General features: G+C 65.7%; 11 protein-coding genes. 2 read left to right on the top strand and 9 right to left on the bottom strand.

Annotation, left to right across the window (positions count from 1 at the left end):
* Nucleotides 1–72: 72 nt before the first annotated feature.
* Together AC1RJ5_RS05540 and AC1RJ5_RS05545 are read left to right on the top strand one after the other, a co-directional pair.
* Nucleotides 73–1,398: a sugar porter family MFS transporter gene (locus AC1RJ5_RS05540; protein ID WP_493112147.1), complete on the top strand. Its 1,326-nt coding sequence runs from the start codon at nucleotides 73–75 to the stop codon at nucleotides 1,396–1,398.
* Nucleotides 1,399–1,424: 26 nt separating this feature from the next.
* Nucleotides 1,425–2,648 (top strand): ROK family transcriptional regulator, encoded by a 1,224-nt coding sequence (locus AC1RJ5_RS05545; RefSeq protein ID WP_269574763.1) that lies wholly within the window; start codon nucleotides 1,425–1,427, stop codon nucleotides 2,646–2,648.
* Between the two features lie 66 nt (nucleotides 2,649–2,714).
* On the opposite strand, the gene AC1RJ5_RS05550 is transcribed toward AC1RJ5_RS05545, so the two are convergent.
* The 9 genes from AC1RJ5_RS05550 to AC1RJ5_RS05590 form a co-directional block, all read right to left on the bottom strand.
* Nucleotides 2,715–5,033, bottom strand: a complete 2,319-nt coding sequence (locus AC1RJ5_RS05550; RefSeq protein ID WP_493112149.1) for a GH92 family glycosyl hydrolase — start codon at nucleotides 5,031–5,033, stop codon at nucleotides 2,715–2,717.
* A 17-nt stretch (nucleotides 5,034–5,050) separates the two neighbouring features.
* Nucleotides 5,051–6,490 carry a glycoside hydrolase family 125 protein gene (locus AC1RJ5_RS05555; protein ID WP_493112151.1) on the bottom strand — a complete coding sequence of 480 codons (1,440 nt, stop codon included), beginning with the start codon at nucleotides 6,488–6,490 and terminating at the stop codon, nucleotides 5,051–5,053.
* 22 nt (nucleotides 6,491–6,512) lie between these two features.
* Nucleotides 6,513–8,840, bottom strand: coding sequence for a GH92 family glycosyl hydrolase (locus AC1RJ5_RS05560; RefSeq protein ID WP_493114651.1), 2,328 nt, complete (start codon nucleotides 8,838–8,840; stop codon nucleotides 6,513–6,515).
* 56 nt (nucleotides 8,841–8,896) lie between these two features.
* On the bottom strand, nucleotides 8,897–9,949 hold the full coding sequence (locus AC1RJ5_RS05565; RefSeq protein ID WP_493112153.1) for a glycoside hydrolase family 43 protein: 1,053 nt from the start codon (nucleotides 9,947–9,949) through the stop codon (nucleotides 8,897–8,899).
* A 167-nt stretch (nucleotides 9,950–10,116) separates the two neighbouring features.
* Nucleotides 10,117–13,098: a TonB-dependent receptor gene (locus AC1RJ5_RS05570; RefSeq protein WP_269574759.1), complete on the bottom strand. Its 2,982-nt coding sequence runs from the start codon at nucleotides 13,096–13,098 to the stop codon at nucleotides 10,117–10,119.
* A gap of 162 nt (nucleotides 13,099–13,260) precedes the next feature.
* Complete coding sequence (locus AC1RJ5_RS05575; RefSeq protein ID WP_493112156.1) at nucleotides 13,261–15,255, bottom strand: glycoside hydrolase family 2 protein; 1,995 nt, start codon at nucleotides 15,253–15,255, stop codon at nucleotides 13,261–13,263.
* Between the two features lie 11 nt (nucleotides 15,256–15,266).
* Nucleotides 15,267–17,552, bottom strand: coding sequence for a GH92 family glycosyl hydrolase (locus AC1RJ5_RS05580; RefSeq protein WP_493112158.1), 2,286 nt, complete (start codon nucleotides 17,550–17,552; stop codon nucleotides 15,267–15,269).
* Between the two features lie 165 nt (nucleotides 17,553–17,717).
* Nucleotides 17,718–18,038, bottom strand: a complete 321-nt coding sequence (locus AC1RJ5_RS05585) for a hypothetical protein (protein ID WP_493112160.1) — start codon at nucleotides 18,036–18,038, stop codon at nucleotides 17,718–17,720.
* 75 nt (nucleotides 18,039–18,113) lie between these two features.
* On the bottom strand, nucleotides 18,114–19,790 hold the full coding sequence (locus tag AC1RJ5_RS05590; RefSeq protein WP_493112162.1) for a GMC family oxidoreductase: 1,677 nt from the start codon (nucleotides 19,788–19,790) through the stop codon (nucleotides 18,114–18,116).
* Nucleotides 19,791–19,802: the final 12 nt, after the last annotated feature.

Below are 19,802 nucleotides of genomic sequence, written 5' to 3' on the forward strand. Positions count from 1 at the left end.
TCTCTTGTCACGCGCTTCCGCTGCATTAATATTTCAAATTAGATAATTCAATGATCCGGAGAGGGGTCTGCGATGGATAAGGGAGCGAGCACGCTCAATCGATCGGCCGTGGGCGCCGCCAGCCTGGGCGGCCTGTTGTTCGGTTTCGACACGGCGGTGATCGCCGGCGTTACTGACGCCTTGCGGCACAGTTTCCATTTGAGCCCGGCCCAACTGGGCGCGGCCGTGTCCGCCGCACTGGTCGGCACCCTGGTGGGCGCACTGGGCGCGGGACCACCGGGCGACCGCTTCGGCAGCCGCACGATGCTCTACTGGATCGCCGGCGCCTATATCCTCTCGGCGATCGGGTCGGCGGCGGCGGGCAGCCTGGCGATGCTCGTCGCCTTCCGGTTCATCGGCGGGCTCGCGATCGGCGGCTCTTCGGTGCTGGCGCCGGTCTATATCGCCGAGGTCAGCCCGGCCGAGCGGCGCGGGGCACTGGTCGGCCTGTTCCAGCTCAGCATCGTGATCGGCATCCTCGCCGCCTATGTGAGCAACTTCCTGATCGCCCGCGCGATCGACGGCGAGCTCGCCTGGCGCGTGAAGCTGGCCGTGGCGGCGGCCCCGGCCCTGCTCTTCCTGCTGCTGCTCCTGCGCATCCCGCACAGCCCGCGCTGGCTGGCGCAGCGCGGCCGCCTCACCGAGGCGGGCAACGCGATCCGCACGCTGCGGATGGGCGATCCCGAAACGCTCCTCCCCCAGTTCACCGCGGCGGCCATACCGGGCAGCGCCGCCCGGCTCAGCTGGGCGCTCCACCGCCGCCCGATCCTGCTCGCGTTCGCGCTGGCGCTGTTCAACCAGCTGTCGGGCATCAACGCGATCCTCTATTATCTGGGCGATATCTTCGCCGCCGCCGGGTTCAGCGCGGTGTCGGCGGACCTGCAGGCGGTGGCGATCGGCGTCGCCAACCTGCTTGCCACCCTGCTCGGACTGGCGGTGATCGACCGGGTCGGCCGCAAGCTTCTCCTGCTGATCGGCGCGATCGGCACGGCGCTGGCGCTCGCCGCCGTCGCGACGATCTACACGCTGGGTCAGGGACAGATGTTCCTGCTGCCGGCGCTGATCGCCTTCATCCTGTTCTTCGCGGTCTCGCAGGGCGCGGTGATCTGGGTCTATCTGTCGGAGATCTTCCCCACCGCGGTGCGCGCCCGCGGCCAGGCGATCGGCAGCGCGACCCATTGGGGAATGAACGCGCTTCTCGCTTTCGGCTTCCCGATCGTCGCGCAATATACGCAGGCCTTGCCTTTCTGGCTGTTCGCCGGTGCAATGCTGGTGCAGTTTGTCATAGTATGGCGATACTTCCCTGAAACGCGCGGCATTTCGCTCGAGCGGCTGGAAGGAACGCTCGAAGGGAAATGAGGGCACGTGATGGAGATGAGCTTGGCATGACAAGCAGTGCCCGCCGCGCCAGGCCGCGCCTTTCCGGTACCAATCTCGAACGTGCCGCCGATCACAACCAGCGCGTGACCCTGCACGCGATCCGCGTGCTCGGGCCGCTGACCCGCGTCGAGCTGGCGCGGATCACCGGGCTCACCGGCCCGGCGATCGCCAACATCACCAAGCGCCTGCTCCAGGACGGGCTGATCGAGGAAGCCGGCCAGCGCCGCGGGGGTCGCGGGCAGCCGCCGACCGCTTTGGTGGTGAAGCGCGACGCCTGCTACTCGATCGGCGTCAACATCGACCGCGATCACATTACCATCGTGCTGGTCGACTTCTCCGGCGAGACGCTGACCCGCACCACCGAGGAGGTCGATTTCGCCCTGCCCGGCCAGGTCCGCGCGCTCTATCGCCGTTCGATCAAGAACATGCTGCGCCGGGCGGATGTCGACGTGGCCAAGGTGGTCGGGCTGGGCGTGGCGATGCCCGACGATCTTGGGCTGGTCGACCTGCCGGGGCGTCCGGCCAACTATGCCGATTGGGAACAGACGGACATCGCCGCGCTGTTCGACGAGCCGTTCAACCTGCCGGTGTTCGTCGAGAACGACGCCGCCGCCGCCGCGATGGGCGAGATGCAGCTCGGCCACGGCCAGAGCAACAACAGCTTCTTCTACATCCTGCTGTCCTCGGGCTTGGGCGGCGGCCTGGTGATCGACGGCACCTATATCCGCGGCGCGGACGGGCGCAGCGGCGAGCTGGGCTTCATGCGCGCGCAGGGCGAGACCGGCGAGCAGATCCAGAGCCTGGTGTCGCTCTCCGGCCTGACCCGCAGCCTCGAGGCGGCGGGGCACAGCCTGGCCGACGCCCGCGGCCGGACGCCGGAGGCATCGGTGCAGCATTGCATCGCCGACTGGACCGAGCGCGCGGCACACCAGCTGACGGTGCCGCTCGATGCGGTGAACTGCCTGATCAACCCCGCGGTCGTGCTGCTCGGCGGGCGCCTGCCCACCGCGCAGCTCGATGCGCTGGCGGCCCGCACCGACGCGCTGATGCGTGAGCGGGCGCCGCAACTGCCGGCGGTGGCGCCGGTCGCCCGCGCCGCTTTGTCGGAAGACGCGCCCGCCGTCGGTGCCGCGATCCTGCCGTTCAGCCACTTCCTGCTGCCCAAGCCGGGCGCCCTGTGGAAGGCGCAAGGCAGCGCCGATGCGGAGATGGACGGAATCGACGCCTAGGCTGGCCGACGTCCAGATGCGGCGGTTGGTTTAGCTGCTCGCCGGAAGAGTGAGTGGCGATACGCCCTAACCGGTGCGCCCGAACGAGGGCGGGCGATCGGCCCTGGCGGTGCCGAAGCTGGACGGCTTGTCGCCCATTTCGAACACCAGCTCACCGCCCTTCGCTAGCTCGGCATGGGCGATCCAGTTCTTCGTCCAGGGCTTGCCGTTCCAGCGCACCGACTGAATGTACGGGCGGTCGGCGCCGTTGCCGTTGGCGAGCACGCGTAGCGTCCTGCCGCCGCCCAGATCGACCTCGACGCGGTCGAATAGCGGCGAGCCGAACACATAGAGCGCGCTGACCGGATCGACCGGATAGAAGCCCAGCGCCGAGAAGACGAACCACGCGCTCATCTGGCCGCAATCGTCATTGCCGATCTCGCCGTCGGGATCGTTCCTGTACATCTCGAGGCACAGGCGGCGCACCATCGCCTGGGTCTTCGCCGGGGCGCCGGCATAGGCGTAGAGATAGGCGACATGGTGGTTGGGCTCGTTGCCGTGCGCATACTGGCCGACCAGACCCGAGATGTCGGGCGGCGCATTCTCCGGCAGCGTTGAGGGCGCGTTGAACAGCGCGTCGAGCTTCTCGACGAACGCGGCATCGCCGCCGAAATGCGCGATCAGGCCGTGCACGTCATGCTGGTTGAGGAAGGTCGCCTGCCAGCCATTCGCCTCGGTATAGTCGCGGTGCAGCTTGGGATCATGGCCGATCTGGATCGGATCATAGGCCGCCCACCACTTCCCGTCCGAGAATTTCGGCCGGGCAAAGCGCGTCGAGGCATCGAGTACGTTGCGATAGTTGAGGCTGCGCTTGCGCAGCGCCGCCGCGTCGTCCCTGGCGCCCGCGGCATCGGCGAGCACTGCCATCGCCCAGTCGTCATAGGCATATTCCTGGGTGCGGCTGACCGACTCCCAGATCTTGTCAGCGGGGATATAGCCGAGGTCGTAATAGTAGCCGCGGCCCAGCGAGCCGTCGCTGTCCTTGAAGGTGCGATCGAAGGCGCGCCGGCGGATGTTGGGCCAGGCGGCGGCGTAATCGGCCTTGATGCCCTTGGCATGCGCCTCGGCCAGCACGGAGACCGAGTGCCAGCCGATCATGCAGCCGGTCTCGATCCCCTGGAGCTGCCACACCGGCGGGCCATAGGGGCTCTGCTGCGTCTGGCGGATCAGGTCGCGGGTGAAGGTGGCAGCGCGATCGGGCTGCACCAAAGTGAGCAGCGGATGCAGCGCGCGATAGGTGTCCCACAGCGAATAGGTGCTGAACGAGGCCTCGCCCGCCGGCACCTTATGCACCTGCTGGTCCATCCCGACATAGCGGCCGTCGCGATCGGTGAAGAGCGTCGGCGCGAGAAAGCAGTGATAGAGCGCGCTCGCCAGGATCGTGCGCTGGTCCGCACTGCCGCCCGCCACGCGGACGCGGTCGAGCTCCTTCGCCCAGAGCCGCCGCGCCTTGCTCGCCGCGCCGTCAAAGTCCCAGCCCGGCGCCTCGCCCGCCAGCGCCGCCTTCGCGCCGGCGACATCGACCGCGGAGATGCCCGTCTTGATCTGGATCGGCTCGCCGCCCGCCTCGTCGAAGAACAGGGCGACCTTGAGCCGGTTGCCGGCGATCGACCGGGCGCCCTTGGCCGCCGGCTTGTTGTCGTCGCCGAAGAACTCGACGCGGTCGGGCTTGCGCGACAGCTGCATCGCGAAGTGGATCATCCGCCCCTTCGCCCAGCGGTGCACGCGGCGGCTGCCGGTGAGCATGCCGTTCGCGTCAAGCTGGAGCGAGGCATTGTCGAGCGTCACGCCCTTGTCCCAGACGTCGCGGATCATGTGCGCGAAGTCGACCAGGATGTGCCCGGCGCCTGAAGGGAAATGATAGCGGTGCAGGCCGGTGCGTTCGGTCACCGTCAGCTCGGCGAGCACCCCGCTCTCCAGCTTCACCCGGTAATAGCCGGGCTCGGCCGCTTCCTCCGAGAAGCGCTGGCGATAGCCGAGGTCCGGGTTCTCGAGCGTGCCGGGATCGAGCTGCAGCGGCCCGCGCGTCGGCACCACCAGCACGTCAAGCATGTCGCCGATGCCGGTGCCCGATAGATGGGTGTGCGAGAAGCCCATGATCGAGGTGTCGCTGCGGTGATAGCCCGAACAGGCATCCCAGCGGGCATTGTCGGTATCCGGGCTCAACTGCGCCATGCCGAAGGGCAGCGAGGCACCCGGGAAGGTGTGGCCATGCCCACCGGTGCCGACGAACAGATTGGGTTTGCCGGGCGCGGCGCCCTGGGCGACGGCGGCACGCGGAAGCGCGGAGCCAAGCGCGATGGTGCCGGCCCCGGCGAGCAGCTGGCGGCGATTTGCGGTGATCATGCGGTTCCTGCCCTTCCCTAGAGCTTCTGCGCGAGCAGCGCCGGCTTGCGCCGGGCGATGTCGAGGATGAGGTCGCCGAACAGGCCATTGGCCCAGGCGAACCAGCTCCGCGTGAAGTTGGCGGGATCATCCTTGTGGAAGCTCTCGTGCATGAAGCCGGTGCCGCCATGCGAGGCCTTGAGCCATTTGAGGCACTGGGCCACCGTCGCGTCATCTTCGTGGATCAGCGCGCGGGTGATCAGCGACATCGGCCAGATCATGTCCATGCCGATATGCGGCCCGCCGATCCCTTCGCCGAACTTGCCCTTGAAGAAATAGGGATTGCGTTCGCTCCAGGCGAGCGCAGCGGTACGAACGTAGAGCGGGTCGCGCTTGTCGGCGGCGCCGAGCAGCGGCAGGCCCGACAGGCTGGGGACGTTGGCGTCGTCCATGAAGATGGCATTGCCATAGCCATCGACTTCGAAGGCCCAGACCTGGCCGCCCTTCCCGTCCGGCATCTTGCCATGCGCGTCGAGTGCCGCCTGGACTTCCGCGGCGAGCGCCAGCGCGTCCTGCGCCGCCGCGGTGTCGCCGCGCGCCTCGTTGTGCACCTGGGCGAGCATCCTGAGCGCGGAGACCGCGAACAGGTTCGACGGGATCAGGAAAGGGAAGACACAGGCATCATCCGAGGGGCGGAAGCCCGAATGGATCAGCCCGACCTTGCGGGTCGGCGCGCCGAAGCCGCCGAACATCAGCGTTTCGGTCGGCGAGGGATCGACGCGCTGGAAATGGTACGGGCCGGGTCCATCCTTGCGCTGCTGCTCGCGGAAGGTCGCCACCGCCCGCGCCGCGCCCTGCGCCCAGAGCGCGTCGAACGGCGTCTTGTCGCGCGTCGCGGTCCAGTAGCTGTGGGCGAGGCGCATCGTATAGGCGAGCGAGTCGATCTCCCATTTCCGCTCGGCGACGCCCGGCTTCATGTCGGTCCTGTCGTTCACCGCCGACAGGTTCGACTTGGCGGTCGGGTCCGGGGTGAAGGCGTTGGCGTAGGAATCGATCAGGATGCAGCGCGCCTGGCGCTGGATCGCGCCCTGGAAGACACGGCGCAGATCGGCGTCCCTGGGCGTCAGATGGACATAGGTCTGGAGCTGGGCCGAGCTGTCGCGCAACCACATCGCGTCGATGTCGCCGGTGATGACGAAGGTATCGGGCTTGCCGTCCACCGTGCCGAGCCGCACCGTGGTGTCCAGCGTGTTCGGGTAGCAATTCTCGAACAGCCAGGCGAGTTCGGGATCGGCGATCTTCGCCTTCACCGCCTTGATTTCTGCCTCCACCGCTTTGCTGACGAACCCGCGCTGAGCGACCGGCGGCCGCTTCGATACGAATCCCTCCGCCTGCCCGGCCGCCGCCAGCGCCCGCACGGGCAGGGCCGCCGACATCGCCAGCGCGCCTGCCCCCATCATCACCTCACGACGCTTCATCACCCTCTCCCGTTCTTGTTGTTCAGCGCGCCGCCGGTGCGCTCATCGAGAAGGGCGCATTCGACTTGGCCGTGCCCCATTTGGTGTTCGGGTTCGGCCCCATCACGAAGCGCAGCGTGCCGCCGCCCTGCAGCTCCTCGCGCGAGAACCAGGGCTTGTCGTGCGCCTTGCCGTTCAGAGTGACCGACTGGATGTAGACATTCTTGTCGCCGTTGTTGGCGGACTCGATGTTGAGCAGCTTGCCGCCCGGCATGGTCAGGCGGACATTGCGGAACAGCGGGCTGCCGATCGCATATTGCCCCACCGTCGGCGTCACCGGATAGAAGCCCAGCGCCGAGAAGACGTACCAGGCCGAGGTCTGGCCGTTGTCCTCGTCGCCCGGATAGCCGTCGGGCGCGGCCGAATAGAGCTTCTTCATCACGTCGCGGACATGCGCCTGCGCCTTCCACGGCTGGCCGGCCCAGTCATAGAGGTAGATCATATGCTGGATCGGCTGGTTGCCATGGGCGTACTGGCCCATGTTGACGATCTGCATCTCGCGGATCTCGTGGATCACCTGGCCATAATAGCTGTCGTCGAAGATCGGGCGGGTCGAGAAGATCGAGTCCAGTCGGTCGGTGAACTTCCGGTCGCCGCCCATCAGGTCGATCAGGCCCTGCACGTCCTGCATCACCGACCAGCTGTAATGGAGCGAATTGCCCTCGGTGAAGGCATCGCCCCATTTGTAGGGATTGAACGGCTTGGACCAGCTGCCGTCCTGGTTGCGACCGCGCATCCAGCCGGTCTCCTGGTCGAACAGCTTGCGATAGTTCTGCGCCTGCGCCGCGTATTTCTTCGCGTCCTCGGTCTTGCCCAGTGCGGCGGCGAGCCGGGAGAGCGAGAAGTCGGCGGTGGCATATTCGAGCGTGCGCGCGGCATTCTCGTTGATGCCCACGTCATAGGGGACGTAGCCGAGCTTGTTGTAATATTCGACGCCCTCGCGGCCGACCGCGCCGACGACGTTGCCGCGCTTGTCGCGGGGACGCCCTTCCGAGGTGGTCGCGTTCTTGACCATCGCCTCGTACAGCGTCTCGACGTCGAAGCCGCGCACGCCGTTGAGATAGGCATCGGCGATCAGATTGGCCGAGTTGGAGCCGATCATCACGTCGCGGTGCCCCGGGCTCGCCCATTCGGGCAGCCAGCCGGATTCCTTGTAGGTGTTGACCAGCCCCTGCATGATCTCGCTGTCGCGCTCCGGGTTCATCAGCGCGAACCAGGGGAAGACCGCGCGCCACGTGTCCCAGAAGCCATTGTCGGTGTAGAGGAAGCCGTCGTGCACCTTGCCGTCATAGGGGCTGTAGTGGACGGTCTTTCCGGCGGCATTCACCTCGTGGAACATGCGCGGGAACTGCAGCATGCGGTACATCGCCGAGTAGAAGGTGCGGCGATTGTCGAGGTTCGGATCGCTCACCTGGACCTTGGAGAGTTCCTTCTCCCATTCCGCCCGCGCCTTGGCCTGGGTCTGGTCGAAGCTGTCCTTGCCCAGCTCGCGAGCGAGGTTGAGCGCGGCCTGTTCAGGGCTGATGAAGGACGAGGCGACCTTGACGTTGACCTCCTCGCCGGCACGCGTCTTGAAGCTCACCACCGCGCCGACATGATCGCCTTCGCTGGCATTGGCGCCCGAGACCTGGCCGTTGTCGTCCCAGGTGCGGGTGACTTCGAAATCCTTGTCGAACTGGGCGACGAAGTAATTGTGGAAGTTGCTCGGCACGCCGCCGTGATTGTTGCGGACATAGCCGATGATGCGGCGGTTCGCTGCGTCGATCTTCACCATCGAGCCGCCGGCATAGCCGTCGATCAGGATGTGCGCGTCATCCGCCTTGGGGAAGGTGAAGCGGAAACTGGCGGCGCGGTTGGTCGGCGTGACTTCCGCGGTCACGTCATAGTCGGCGAGATAGACCTTGTAGCCATAGGCCCGCGCTTCCTCTGCCTTGTGGCTGTACCAGGAGGCACGCTCGTCTTCCTTGACCTTGAGCGGGCCGGTCTCGGCGAAGAGGCCGAACGCGGCATAGTCGTTCATCCAGGGGCTGGGCTGGTGGGTCTGCTTGATCGCGTTGATCTTGTGCGCGCTGTAAGTGTAGCCCCAGCCGTTGCCCATCTTGCCGGTGACCGGCGTCCAGAAGTTCATGCCCCAGGGCACGGCCACCGCCGGATAGGTGTTGCCATAGGACAGCTCATAGCTGCTGTCGGTGCCCATCAGCGGGTTGATCAGGTCGACCAGCGCAGGCTCCGCCGTCTGCGCCATTGCCGGCGCCATGGTCGTGCCGAGCGCACTGGTGAGCAGCATTGCCGAGATGCAGCACGCGTCGATGAACTTCCTCACAATCCCAATACTCCCCTGCTCGATTTCGTACGTGCTCGTGTCCGTTACCGCGCCTTGAACGGCCGCGGCTTCACGCCTTCATTGGTCATCACCACCGGCTTGATCGAGCCGTCCGCGGTGAATTCCATCCGGTCGATCGCCATCTCGCGATGCTCGCCCTTGTCGTCGCCCAGCGGGCGGCGGTGATAGACGATGTACCAGTCGTCGGTGCCGGGCACGTTGACCACCGAGTGATGGCCCGCGCCGCGCGCGATCTTGAAGTCCTGTTCGAGGATCTTGCCCCTGGGGGTGAACGGCCCGAGCGCGGTCGGCCCAGTGGCATAGGCGACGCTATAGTCGGGGCCGGTCCAGCCGCCCTCCGACCACATCAGGTAATAGACGCCCTTGCGCTTGATCAGGAACGAACCCTCGACATAGCCGGGCGGCGTGATTTCCTTGTAGCTACTGCCGTCCGCGAAAGGGACGACCGAGCGAAGGTCGTCGCTCAGCTGCACCACGTTGCAGTGCTTCCAGCCGCCGTAGAAGAGGTACACCTTCCCGTCGTCGTCGCGGTAGACGAACGGGTCGATCGGCTGCGCGCCATTGTGGAACTTGCCGATCAGCGGCTTGCCCAGCGCGTCCTTGAACGGCCCGCCCGGCTTGTCCGAAACCGCCAGGCCGATGCCGCCGACCTCCGCATCGCTCTGGATGTCGTTGGCGCTGAAGAACATGTAGTAGCGCCCCTTGTGCTCGAGCACGGAGGGCGCCCAGATCGCATAGCCCGCCCAGGCGATGTTCTCGACGTCGAGGACATGGCTGTGCTTGGTCCAGTGGACCAGGTCGGGCGACGAGAAGGCGTTGAAGAAGGTCTGCTGCACATAGGACGGACGCACCGTCTTCTGCTTGCGCAGCTCCGTCTGGTGCGGCGTGAAGCGCCTGGTCACGTCCGGCGCGCCATAGTCGTCGGAATAGGTCGGGTAGATCCAGTATTTGCCGCCGAACACACGGATCTCGGGATCGGCGTACCAGCCCTTCACGATCGGATTCGCCGCCCAGGCGATCCCCGCGGTCATCATGGCGGCAGCGGCGGCGATGATGCCTGCCCGGATCTTGTTCATGCGACCGTCCCCTTATTCCCCCACCCCGAAGTCATGGGCCGCCGGGCCTCAGGGGACCCGACGGCTGCATGATTGTCGTCCTCTCCCCTGCCCCGCCGGAACGGGGGTGGAGGTGGCCCGGGGGGAAAGGGCCACCTCCTGAGTCAGGGGGCTGACTCATTCGATGATCAGAACTTGTATGCCATGCCCAGATAGAAGCGACGGCCCGAATAGACGTTCGAAATGAACCGGTCCTTCGTGTCGTTGCCGAGGTGCTGGCGCTGCTCCGACTTGGTCAGGTTGATGACCGAGCCGGTGATCTGGAAGTTCTTGAAGACGTCGACCGCGGCGTTGAGGTCGACCTGCTCATAGGGATCGTCATAGACGTTCAGGCCGGACGACAGCCCGCGCACCACCTCGCCGCGGCGATTGTACGAAGCGCGCACCAGGATCGGACCGTGCTCGTAGAAGATCGACGCATTGAGCTGGGTCTTGGCGCTGCCCACCAGGGGCGATTCACCAAGCTTCTTCCCGTTCAGCGCGACGTCCGCCATCGAGGTGTCGTTGTAGGTGAAGTTCACCTGCGCGCCGAGGCCGAAGTCCAGCGTGTGCTGGGCATAGACTTCGACACCCTGCGACACGGCGCTCGAGCCATTGGCCTGGGTCGCATATTGCTGGACCGTGACCGTCTGACCGGCAACTTCCTGCGGCAGGTCGATCACGACCGGCACGATGAAGTCCTTCACGTCCTTGCGGAACAGGGTCGCGCCCAGCACCGAGCCACGGTGGAAATACCATTCCACGCCGAAGTCATACTGCCAGGCGTTGAACGGCTTCAGGTCGAAATTGCCGCCATCGCCGAACCAGCCCGGTCGCGCGCCGAACTGGGCACGGTCGAACACGAATGCATCCGAGTTGAAGGTCAGGCCGCGCGAGCCCGCCAGGTCGCCATAGCCCGGCCGTGCGATCACCTTCGACGCCGCCGCACGCAGCAGCAGGTTCGGCGTCACGTCCCACGAGATGTTGAAGCTCGGCAGGAAGTCCGTGTAGGTCTTGCTCTCCGAGTTCGGGCTGAACACGCGGAGCTGGCGCTGCGATTCCGGGATCACCGAGCAGTTGCCGTCCGCGCCCACGGGCTTGTTCGGGTCGAACGCGCCACCCGGTCCGTTGACGCAATACTCGTTCTCGTAGGTGATGCGGTCGGTCGAGGTGCCGTCCTGCTTGGTATTCACCACGCGCAGGCCGATATTGCCGCGAACCGTGCTCGTCTTGAAGTTCAGCTGGCCATAGCCGGCCCAGATGCGCTCGCCGATGTTGTAGACGTTCTGCGGCTCGGGAACGCGGACCGGGCCGCTATAGGTCTTGTTCAGATAGTCGATATAGTTGCGGATGTTGATCGCCGGGAAGGCGCTCGTCTGGAACCCGCCGGCGATGTTGCCGAGCGAGCTCGGGTAGAAGATCTCCGGCAGCGCCAGCGCGCCACCCGGCGTATCCTGGAAGCGCAGGGTGTTGGCGGCGTCCGAATACCATTCGAAGCGACCGGTCTCGCGGTGGATGGCGGCATCGCGCCACTTCGCGCCGACCTGGATCGAGTCGAAGAAGGGCGAGTCGAACTTCCGGGTCAGGTCGACCTGGGCATAACGCTGGGAGAGCGAGCTGTTGGTGAAGCCCGAACCCGTCGAACCCAGGTCGATCTGCGCCACGCCGTTCAGCATGTTCTGGATCACGTTGGGCGAGAAGTTCATCGCGATCGACTGATCGGTGAAGTTCCAGGCGCTGAGCGAGTTGCCGTTGACCGAGCCGTTGCGCGGCTTGGCCTGGGCATAGAACTGGAACGACGGGCCACCGGTCGCCTTGGTCTTGCCGAAGACGAAGTCGACGTTCAGGTGGCCGAGTTCCCAGTTGCCGCGCACTTCATAGGTGTTGGAGACGCTCTTCTCACGGACATAGGTGTCCTGCGGTGCCGGGGTTTCCATCGTGCACATGTTGCCGGGAACGCGGCAGCCGGTGCCTTCGGGCGGAACCTCGAAGGTCGCGCCGGTCAGGACCGTGCCGCTCTTGTCGAACGTCGCGCCGGTGAAGAAATTGCCATAGCCCCATTCGGGGATCTTGATGCTGCTGCGGGTGTAGTCACCGTTCAGCTGGAAGCGAAAATAGTTCGCCGTGATCTCGAGATTGTCGAACGGCTTCATCTGCGCCGTCGCCTGGATGCCCAGGCGCTTGCGCTTCTGCTCCATAATCGTTTCGCTGACCGACTGGGGCGCCCAATAGCCGCTGTAATGCTTGCCGTCGCGCGTGGTGGTGCCGGCGTTGTTGCCGCTGTTCCAATAGTCGATGGCAGAATCATTGGCGAAGGTCTTGCCGTTGACGTCGGTCGCCGGATCGGTGGCCTTGTCGTCGGTCCACCAGTGCCAGCTGTCGCCCGAGGCGCTGAGCGAGCGGTTCGTGCGCACCTGATAGGTGGCGCCGACCAGGAAGCCCAGCGTCTTGTCCTCATTGTGCCAGGAGAGCAGGCCGGAGACGTTCGGCTCGACCTTCTTGGTCACGTCCGAATAGGTGCCTTCGGCGGAGACGGTGCCCGACCAGGGCTTCAGGTCGAACGGCTTGCGCGTGCGGTTGATGATGACGCCGCCAACACCGCCTTCATCGAGGCGCGCTTCAGGCGACTTGTACACTTCCACGCTGCCGATCAGCGTCGAGGGCAGCAGCAGATAGTTGAACGAGCGCGAGGGGTCCCCGCTGTCGGCCGACGCGATGAAGTTGCCGTTGAGCTCGGTCAGCGTCAGGTCGGAGCTGAGGCCGCGGATGCTGACCCGGCTCCCTTCGCCGCCGTCACGATCGATGATGACGCCCGGCACGCGCTGCAGCGAGTCCGCCACGTTCTTGTCCGGGAACTTGCCGATGTCCTCGGCCGTGATCACGTCGACAAAGGCGTTGGCCTCGCGCTTCTGGTTGAGGCTCTTCTCGATCGAGCCGCGATAGCCGGTGACGATGATGTCGCCACCCTGGGCACCCGCATCCTGCTGTGCCTGCCCTGCGTCCTGTGCGGACTGGGCGGCATCCTGGGCATGGGCCACACCGCTCATCGTGATCGCGATGCTGGCCGATGCAAGCAGTTGGCATATCAGCCGGTTGCGACCGGCCAATGGCGTGCGTGCACGAAAAGTCATCCCCTATTCCCTCTCCAAGTTCGGGCCAGGCGCTGGCCCGATGTTATGCGCCCTGGGTATTCCCTTGAGGCGCTTCAAAATCAGAATACTAAAATCAATTTGTCAATTGTATCCGGTTGCGGTCGTGGCGTTATCCCGACCAGCTGTTGCGCGTTTGCGCCCTTATGAGCCGCGCTTGCGCTTCCTGGGCGGCGGCACATCCTTCGCCGCCGGCTCCGGCTTGTCCCACAGCGGCGCGGCCATCCGGGCGAACGCCTCCGCCGGAGCCTTGGCCACCGCGCGATCATAGGTGAGCAAGCCGTTGATCTCGCCCTCCACATCGGTCGTCTGGGTGTAGACCGACGCGCTCAGGCCATTCTCCTTCGCCTGCCGCACCACCTCGTCGAACTTGCGGCGATAGCGGGCGAGATAGTCGTTGGAATCGGTAGTGACCTGGTAGCTCCAACGCTTGTCGTCGCGCCACAGATGCCCCTCGATCGGCCAGCCCACCCCGCCATATTCGCCGAGCACGATGGCGCGGTCGCTATGGCGTGCCGGCGTGTGCGGCACGTCCTCATAGGTGTGGATGTCGAACACGTCGGAATCGCGGCCCGCCACGTCCAGCCAGCCGCTGTCCGAATTGACCAGCCGGCTCGGGTCCATCCCGCGCACGAACCTGGTGAGCGTGGCGGAGTCATATTGCCCCCACCCCTCGTTGTTGACGACCCACAGGACGATCGAGGGGAAGGCACGCAGGTCGCCGATCATGTGCGACAGCTCGAACTGCTGCTGCGCCATCACTTCGGACGACAATACCGCCTGGCTCTGGCTGGTGCCGGCGAGGAACTGATCCTCGCCGCCGCCCGAGGGCATGTCCTGCCAGATCAGCATGCCCATGCGATCGGCGTCGTAGTAATAGCGGTCCGGCTCGACCTTGATGTGCTTGCGGACCATGTTGAAGCCCGCCTTCTTCAGAAACTCCAGGTCGTAGCGCATCGCGGTTTCGGAAGGCGGGGTCAGCAGCCCGTCCGGCCACCAGCCCTGGTCGAGCACGCCATTGTGGAAATAGGGCCTGTTGTTGAGCAGCAGCGCCGGCTGGCCATGTACCCTGCCCGGCCCGACCGAGACCTTGCGCATCGCGAAATAGGCCTTGGCGATGTCGCGCGCGGCGCCTTCCACCTGCGCGGCGGCATAGGCCTGCCCCTCGCCCACGGTGAAGCGCGAGTCATAGGCGGCGCGGTCGCGCTCCTTCCGGTCGGCATAGGGATCGCGCACCGTCACCAGCTCGGCAACCAGGTCGTAGAGGAACGGGTCCTCGGGCGACCACAGATGCGCGTCGGGGATGGCGATGCTGGCATGGCGATTGGCGCGGATGATCGTCGAGCCGATCGTCTTGCCCTGCGAGCGCACGCTCAGGCGCACCGCGTCGGTGTCGCTCGCCCAGGCCGAAAGCGCGACATCGACTTCCACCGTGCCGCGATCGATGTCCGGCGTCGCGCGCACATCGGCGATGTGCAGCGCGGGCACCGGCTCGAGCCATACGGTCTGCCAGATGCCGCTGACCGGCGTGTACCAGATGCCGTCCGGGTTCAGCAGCTGCTTGCCACGCGGCTGGCTGCCGGCGCTGGTCGGGTCGGCGACCTGCACGACCAGCTCGTTCGCCCCGGGCTTCAGATACGGAGTGATGTCGAAGCCGAAGCGGCTCGACCCGCCCTTGTGCGCACCGACGACCGCGCCGTTCACCCAGACATGCGCCTCGAAATCGACCGCGCCGAAATTGAGCATCACATTCTGCCCGGCCCAGTCGGCGGGCACGGTGAAGCTGCGGCGATACCAGACCCGGTCCTCGGGCTGCACCTTGCGCGCCACGCCCGACAGGCGGGATTCGACGGCGAAGGGCACCAGGATCTTGCCGTCCATCTGGGTCGGCTGCGGCATCGGCGCCGCCGCCCCGGTGATGGCATAGTCCCACTGGCCATTGAGGTTCAGCCACTTCTCGCGCTCGAGCTGCGGGCGCGGATAGCTGCGCCAGGCATTCTCCGGCGTCACATCGCGGCCCCAGCGGGTAATCATCGCACCGCCGGTATAGGTCGCATCCGCGTGGGCAGCTGGCGCCTGCTGGGCCAGTGCCTCGGTCGCGGCACCCGACAGCAACAGGGCGAGCATCATGGTACGCATCGTCAAACTCCTCAGTGCCGGCTCAGCGAAGGCGGCGCATCGGCCGGGCTGCTGCCCCAGGCCGGGTTGGGCTTCGCGCCCATGGTCAGTTCCAGCACGGCGCCGTTCGCGATGTCGGCGTGGCGGAACCACGGCTTGGTCCAGCTTTTGCCGTTCAGCGTGGCGGACTGGATGTAGAGGTTCGTCGCCGAATTGTTCTTCGCGACGATCTCGAGCGTCTTGCCATTGCCCATCCTGAGCGTGGCGCGATCGAAGATCGGGCTGCCGAGCACATAGACGTCGCTCGCCGGATCGACCGTGTAGAAGCCCAGCGCGCTCAGCACATACCAGGACGAAGTCGCACCCTGGTCGTCCATCCCCGGATAGCCATAGCCGGCGGCGTCGCTGCCATAGAGGTCGCGCAGGATGCGGCGCGACAGCGCCTGGGTCTTCCAGGGCTGGCCGCTCCAGGCATAGAGATAGGGGGCCTGCTGGTCCGGCTGGTTGCCCTGCACATATTGGCCGATCACGCCGGTGCAGTCGCGGCAGATGCCCGTGGGGTTGTAGGGCCTGGTGAAGAATTCATCGAGCTTGGCGTTGAACGCGGCCCGGCCACCCAGCGCGGTGATCAACCCCTGCACGTCCTGCGGCACCAGCCACAGGGTCGACCAGCCCGACGCCTCCTTCATCATGTGGTTGTAATAGGGCTCGGCCGGATCGAAGGGTGTGAACCACTTGCCGTCCTCGGTCCGCCCGCGGACAAAGCCGATCGAGCGGTCGAACACGTTGCGCCAGTTGCCCGCGCGCTTGCGGAACAGCGTGGCATCCTGCGGCTTGCCCAGTCGCTCGGCCATATCGGCGAGCGCGGCGTCGTCCCAGGCATATTCGAGCGTCTTGGCAGCACCCGCCTTGCCGTCCGCATGGGGCGGACTCGGGTTGCGGTCCGGCACCACGTCCGAGATCCAGCCGCGCGCCATATATTCGTCGAGGAAGTGGCGCGGCCCCTTGGGATCCAGCGCATTCTTGCGGAGATACTCGTACGCTGCCGCATAGTCGAACGCGATGCCACGCCGCATCGCGCCGAGATAGAGGAACACCGCATTGTCGCCGTGGAACGAGGTGTTCATGAACCCGCGCTCGCGGGCCATGTCGAGCTCGGACTGCATCACGTCGCGGGTCAGTTCGGGCTCGAGCAGCTCGAGCAGCACGATCTGGTTGCGGCCGGTATCCCAGAAGGGCACCGGGCCGTAGCGGTCATAGCTGGCGACCTGAGTCTTGCCGTTCGTATCGGTGAAATGCTCGCCCTTTCGCGCCACCAGCCGCGGGCTGGCGAAGGACTGGAACAGCGTCGAATAGAACAGCATCCGCTGCTTCTCGGTGCCGCCGCTCACCCGGACGCGGTCGAGGAGCTTCGCCCATTCGGCGCGCGCGGCACCACGGATGCGGTCGAAATTCCAGTCCGGGCTTTCCTGCCGCAGCCGCCGCGTCGCCGCCTCGTAGCTCGGGCCGTACGCGATGCGGACCAGCACCCGCTCGCCGTCGCGCGTGGTGAAATCGGCATAACTGCCGGCGAACGCCCCCTCGATCTGCCGGGCATCGGGCTGCACGTCCTTGTCGCCGATGCCATAGCCGCGGGCATTGCCCGGAGCCTTGCGAAAAGTGCCGAAACGCTTGAAGGGCTTGGAGAATTCCGCGACGAAATAGCGTCCATCGCGCGCATCGTTGTCGTTGCGGTCGCCAATGATGCCGCGCACCGTACGGTCGCCGACCACTTCGACCTGGCCGCCCCGCCCCTGCAGGTTCAGGATCACATGCGCCCGCTCGGTCGCCTGGAAGGTGAACCGCATCAGCGAGGTCGCCTGCGTCGCGGTCAGCTCGACCTTCGTCTTGAAGCTGTCGAGGAACACCGAATAATAGCCCGGCGCCGCGACTTCATGCGCCTTGTCGTACCAGGCCTCGGTATAGACCGGCGGCACCGTCCAGTCGCCGACGATCGGCATCAGCATCGGCGTGGCGCGCGCACCATAGGTAGGGCCGCCGCCACCGGTGAAACCGATCATCGTGGGATTGGTGTAATAGTATGGGGTCGCTACGCCCCAGGGATAGCTCAGCTCGACATTCGAATTGACCGGTGCGGCCTCGACTGCACTGTGCGGCAGGCGCGCACCGGGTGAAGTCAGGCCGGAATAGAGTGGTTCGCCTGCGGGCGGCGCGTTGCCGATGAACTCGGGATTGTCCAGCGGCGCCGTACCCACCAGCGGGTTGGCGATGTCCACGGGGGCCTGCCCCGCATCCGCACGTCCGGAATCCTGCGCCATCCCCGATGACCCGATGGCCAGCAGCGATGCCGCTCCGGCCAATGCGGCGAAACGCGTTACACGGCGATGTACGAGATTGCCGATCGCGCGGCGACGTGCGCGATCCCCGGCCCGCAGAACGGAAGGCCCCATCTATCCTCTCCAAGAGAACGGCATCTCCACCGTTCATTGCGTTCCGCCTTTGCGGCGGTAACGAGTCGGAACTTCGATTAAATAAATCATTTTGTCAAATGAACTCGCGCACTCGAGGCGCAGGCCGACGCGCCCAGTTGTCCGCCTGCGCCAATTCTCCTGATAAATCAGATCGATGCCCCGCGGTGCCTCGACGGACATTTTGCCGCTGGTTTTCGGGTCGGCGAAAATCGGATTTCGACCGCTTCTTGCAGGATCGAATGGCGCGAAGCACTCGTCGCGGAAGGACACGCGCGAGATTCGGCGCGGCCGGCCTGGCCGCAAGCCAAAACGATCCGTGCCGGCACGCTCCATGGAAGCGCACCGGCACGGATCAACTAGATTGGCAGACCTCTCCCGGCCCTCAATGCGAGCCGGAAGGAAGCAGCCTCACCCGCTCGCGAGTTGCTTGACGGCGTGATCCGCCGCCCGCGCCGTGAGCGCCATGAAGGTCAGCGAGGGGTTCACGCAGGATACGGATGCCATCTGAGCGCCGTCGGTGACGTAGAGATTCTCGGCGTCGTGCGCCTGGCTCCACTTGTTCAGGACCGAGGAACGCGGATCGGCGCCCATACGCGCGCCACCCATCTCGTGGATGGCGTCGCCGGGGACGTGCTCGTCCTCATAGCTCTTGACGTTGGTCAGCCCCGCGGCCTTGAGCATCGCCTCGCCCTGTGTCCGCGCGTCCGCCATCATCCGCAGCTCATTCTCGCGGAAGCGCACGTCGAAGCGCATCAGCGGCACCCCGAAGCGATCGACCTTGTCGGGATGCAGCGAGACGTGATTGTCCTCATAGGGCAGGCATTCGCCGAACGCGCCCATGCCGAACTTCCACCCGCCATATTTGCGCATCCCGTGCTTCATCGACGCGCCGAAGCCCACCGGCGGCGACGGCTCGCGCCGCGCGCTGCCCTGATAGCCATAGCCGCGCTTGAAGCCGACGCCCTCGTCCCCGCCATTGTTGCGGAAGCGGGGAATATAGACCCCGCCGGGCCGCCGGCCATATTCGATGAACTCTTCCATCCCCGGGATGTCGCCATCGATCGACACCCGGAAGATGTGGTCCATCACATATTTGCCGAGCGTCCCGCTGCTGTCGAAATGGCTACGCCCGCTGCCCGCTGGCCGCGAGTTGAGCAGGATCTGGTTCGATGCCATCGCCGAGGCGCAGAGGAAGACCAGCCCGGCATTGACCACTTCCGCCTGCCCGGTCTTCGCGTCGATGAACCGGACCCCGGTGACGCGCTTCTTCGCGGCGTCATATTCGAGGTTGGTCACCACCGCATCGGCACGCAGCGTCAGCCGCCCGGTCGCCCGCGCCGCCGGCAGCGTCACCGCCTGGGTCGAGAAATAGGCGCCGAACGAGCAGCCATTGCCGCATTGGTTGCGGAACTGGCACTTGGTCCGGTTCTGATCGGGCTTGTCCTCGGTCATGTTGGACAGGCGCGTGTTGATCAGCTTGCGCCCCGGAAACTCGCTCTCCAGCCGCTGCTTGAGCCATTTCTCCGCGATGTTCATCGGCATCGGCGGCTGGAATTCGCTGTCCGGCAGATAGGGCAGGTTCTCGCGCGATCCGGACACGCCGATATATTTCTCGACATAGCTGTACCAGGGCGCGAGGTCGTCATAGCGGATCGGCCAGTCGCCATCGATCCCGTCACGCTTGTTCGCCTCGAAATCGGCCGGACTCCAGCGGAAGGTCCACCGCCCCCAGATCAGCGATTTGCCGCCGACCGCACCGGGCCGGATCCAGTAGAATTTGCTGCCTTCGTCAAAGGCATAGGGGTTCAGCCGGTCGTCATTGTAGAAGGCCCGGTTGCTCGGCTGCACATAGCCGTGCTTGGCGATGAAATAGTCGCTGTCGCGCAGGCCCGGCGGCATCATGTTGCGCGCCGGCACCTCGAACGCCGGCTTGCCGTCATAGGTATAGCCTTCCCCGTGCTCGACCATCACGCCCCGGTCGAGCATGAGGACGCGCAGTCCCTTTTCGGTAAGCTCCTTGGCGGCGAACCCGCCGCTTACGCCGGAACCGATGACGATCGCATCGAACCTGTTGGTCGAAGCCATGTTCTTCCCTCC

The organism is Sphingomonas sp. GW822-FHT03G08, from assembly GCF_058801135.1.

Bases quoted from the DNA above. Each gene is read 5' to 3' on its own strand.
- AC1RJ5_RS05540 (WP_493112147.1), top strand. From the start codon at position 73: ATGGATAAGGGAGCGAGCACGCTCAATCGATCGGCCGTGGGCGCCGCC.
- AC1RJ5_RS05545 (WP_269574763.1), top strand. From the start codon at position 1,425: ATGACAAGCAGTGCCCGCCGCGCCAGGCCGCGCCTTTCCGGTACCAAT.
- AC1RJ5_RS05550 (WP_493112149.1), bottom strand. From the start codon at position 5,033: ATGATCACCGCAAATCGCCGCCAGCTGCTCGCCGGGGCCGGCACCATC.
- AC1RJ5_RS05555 (WP_493112151.1), bottom strand. From the start codon at position 6,490: ATGAAGCGTCGTGAGGTGATGATGGGGGCAGGCGCGCTGGCGATGTCG.
- AC1RJ5_RS05565 (WP_493112153.1), bottom strand. From the start codon at position 9,949: ATGAACAAGATCCGGGCAGGCATCATCGCCGCCGCTGCCGCCATGATG.
- AC1RJ5_RS05570 (WP_269574759.1), bottom strand. From the start codon at position 13,098: ATGACTTTTCGTGCACGCACGCCATTGGCCGGTCGCAACCGGCTGATA.
- AC1RJ5_RS05575 (WP_493112156.1), bottom strand. From the start codon at position 15,255: ATGCGTACCATGATGCTCGCCCTGTTGCTGTCGGGTGCCGCGACCGAG.
- AC1RJ5_RS05580 (WP_493112158.1), bottom strand. From the start codon at position 17,552: ATGGCGCAGGATTCCGGACGTGCGGATGCGGGGCAGGCCCCCGTGGAC.
- AC1RJ5_RS05585 (WP_493112160.1), bottom strand. From the start codon at position 18,038: ATGGAGCGTGCCGGCACGGATCGTTTTGGCTTGCGGCCAGGCCGGCCG.
- AC1RJ5_RS05590 (WP_493112162.1), bottom strand. From the start codon at position 19,790: ATGGCTTCGACCAACAGGTTCGATGCGATCGTCATCGGTTCCGGCGTA.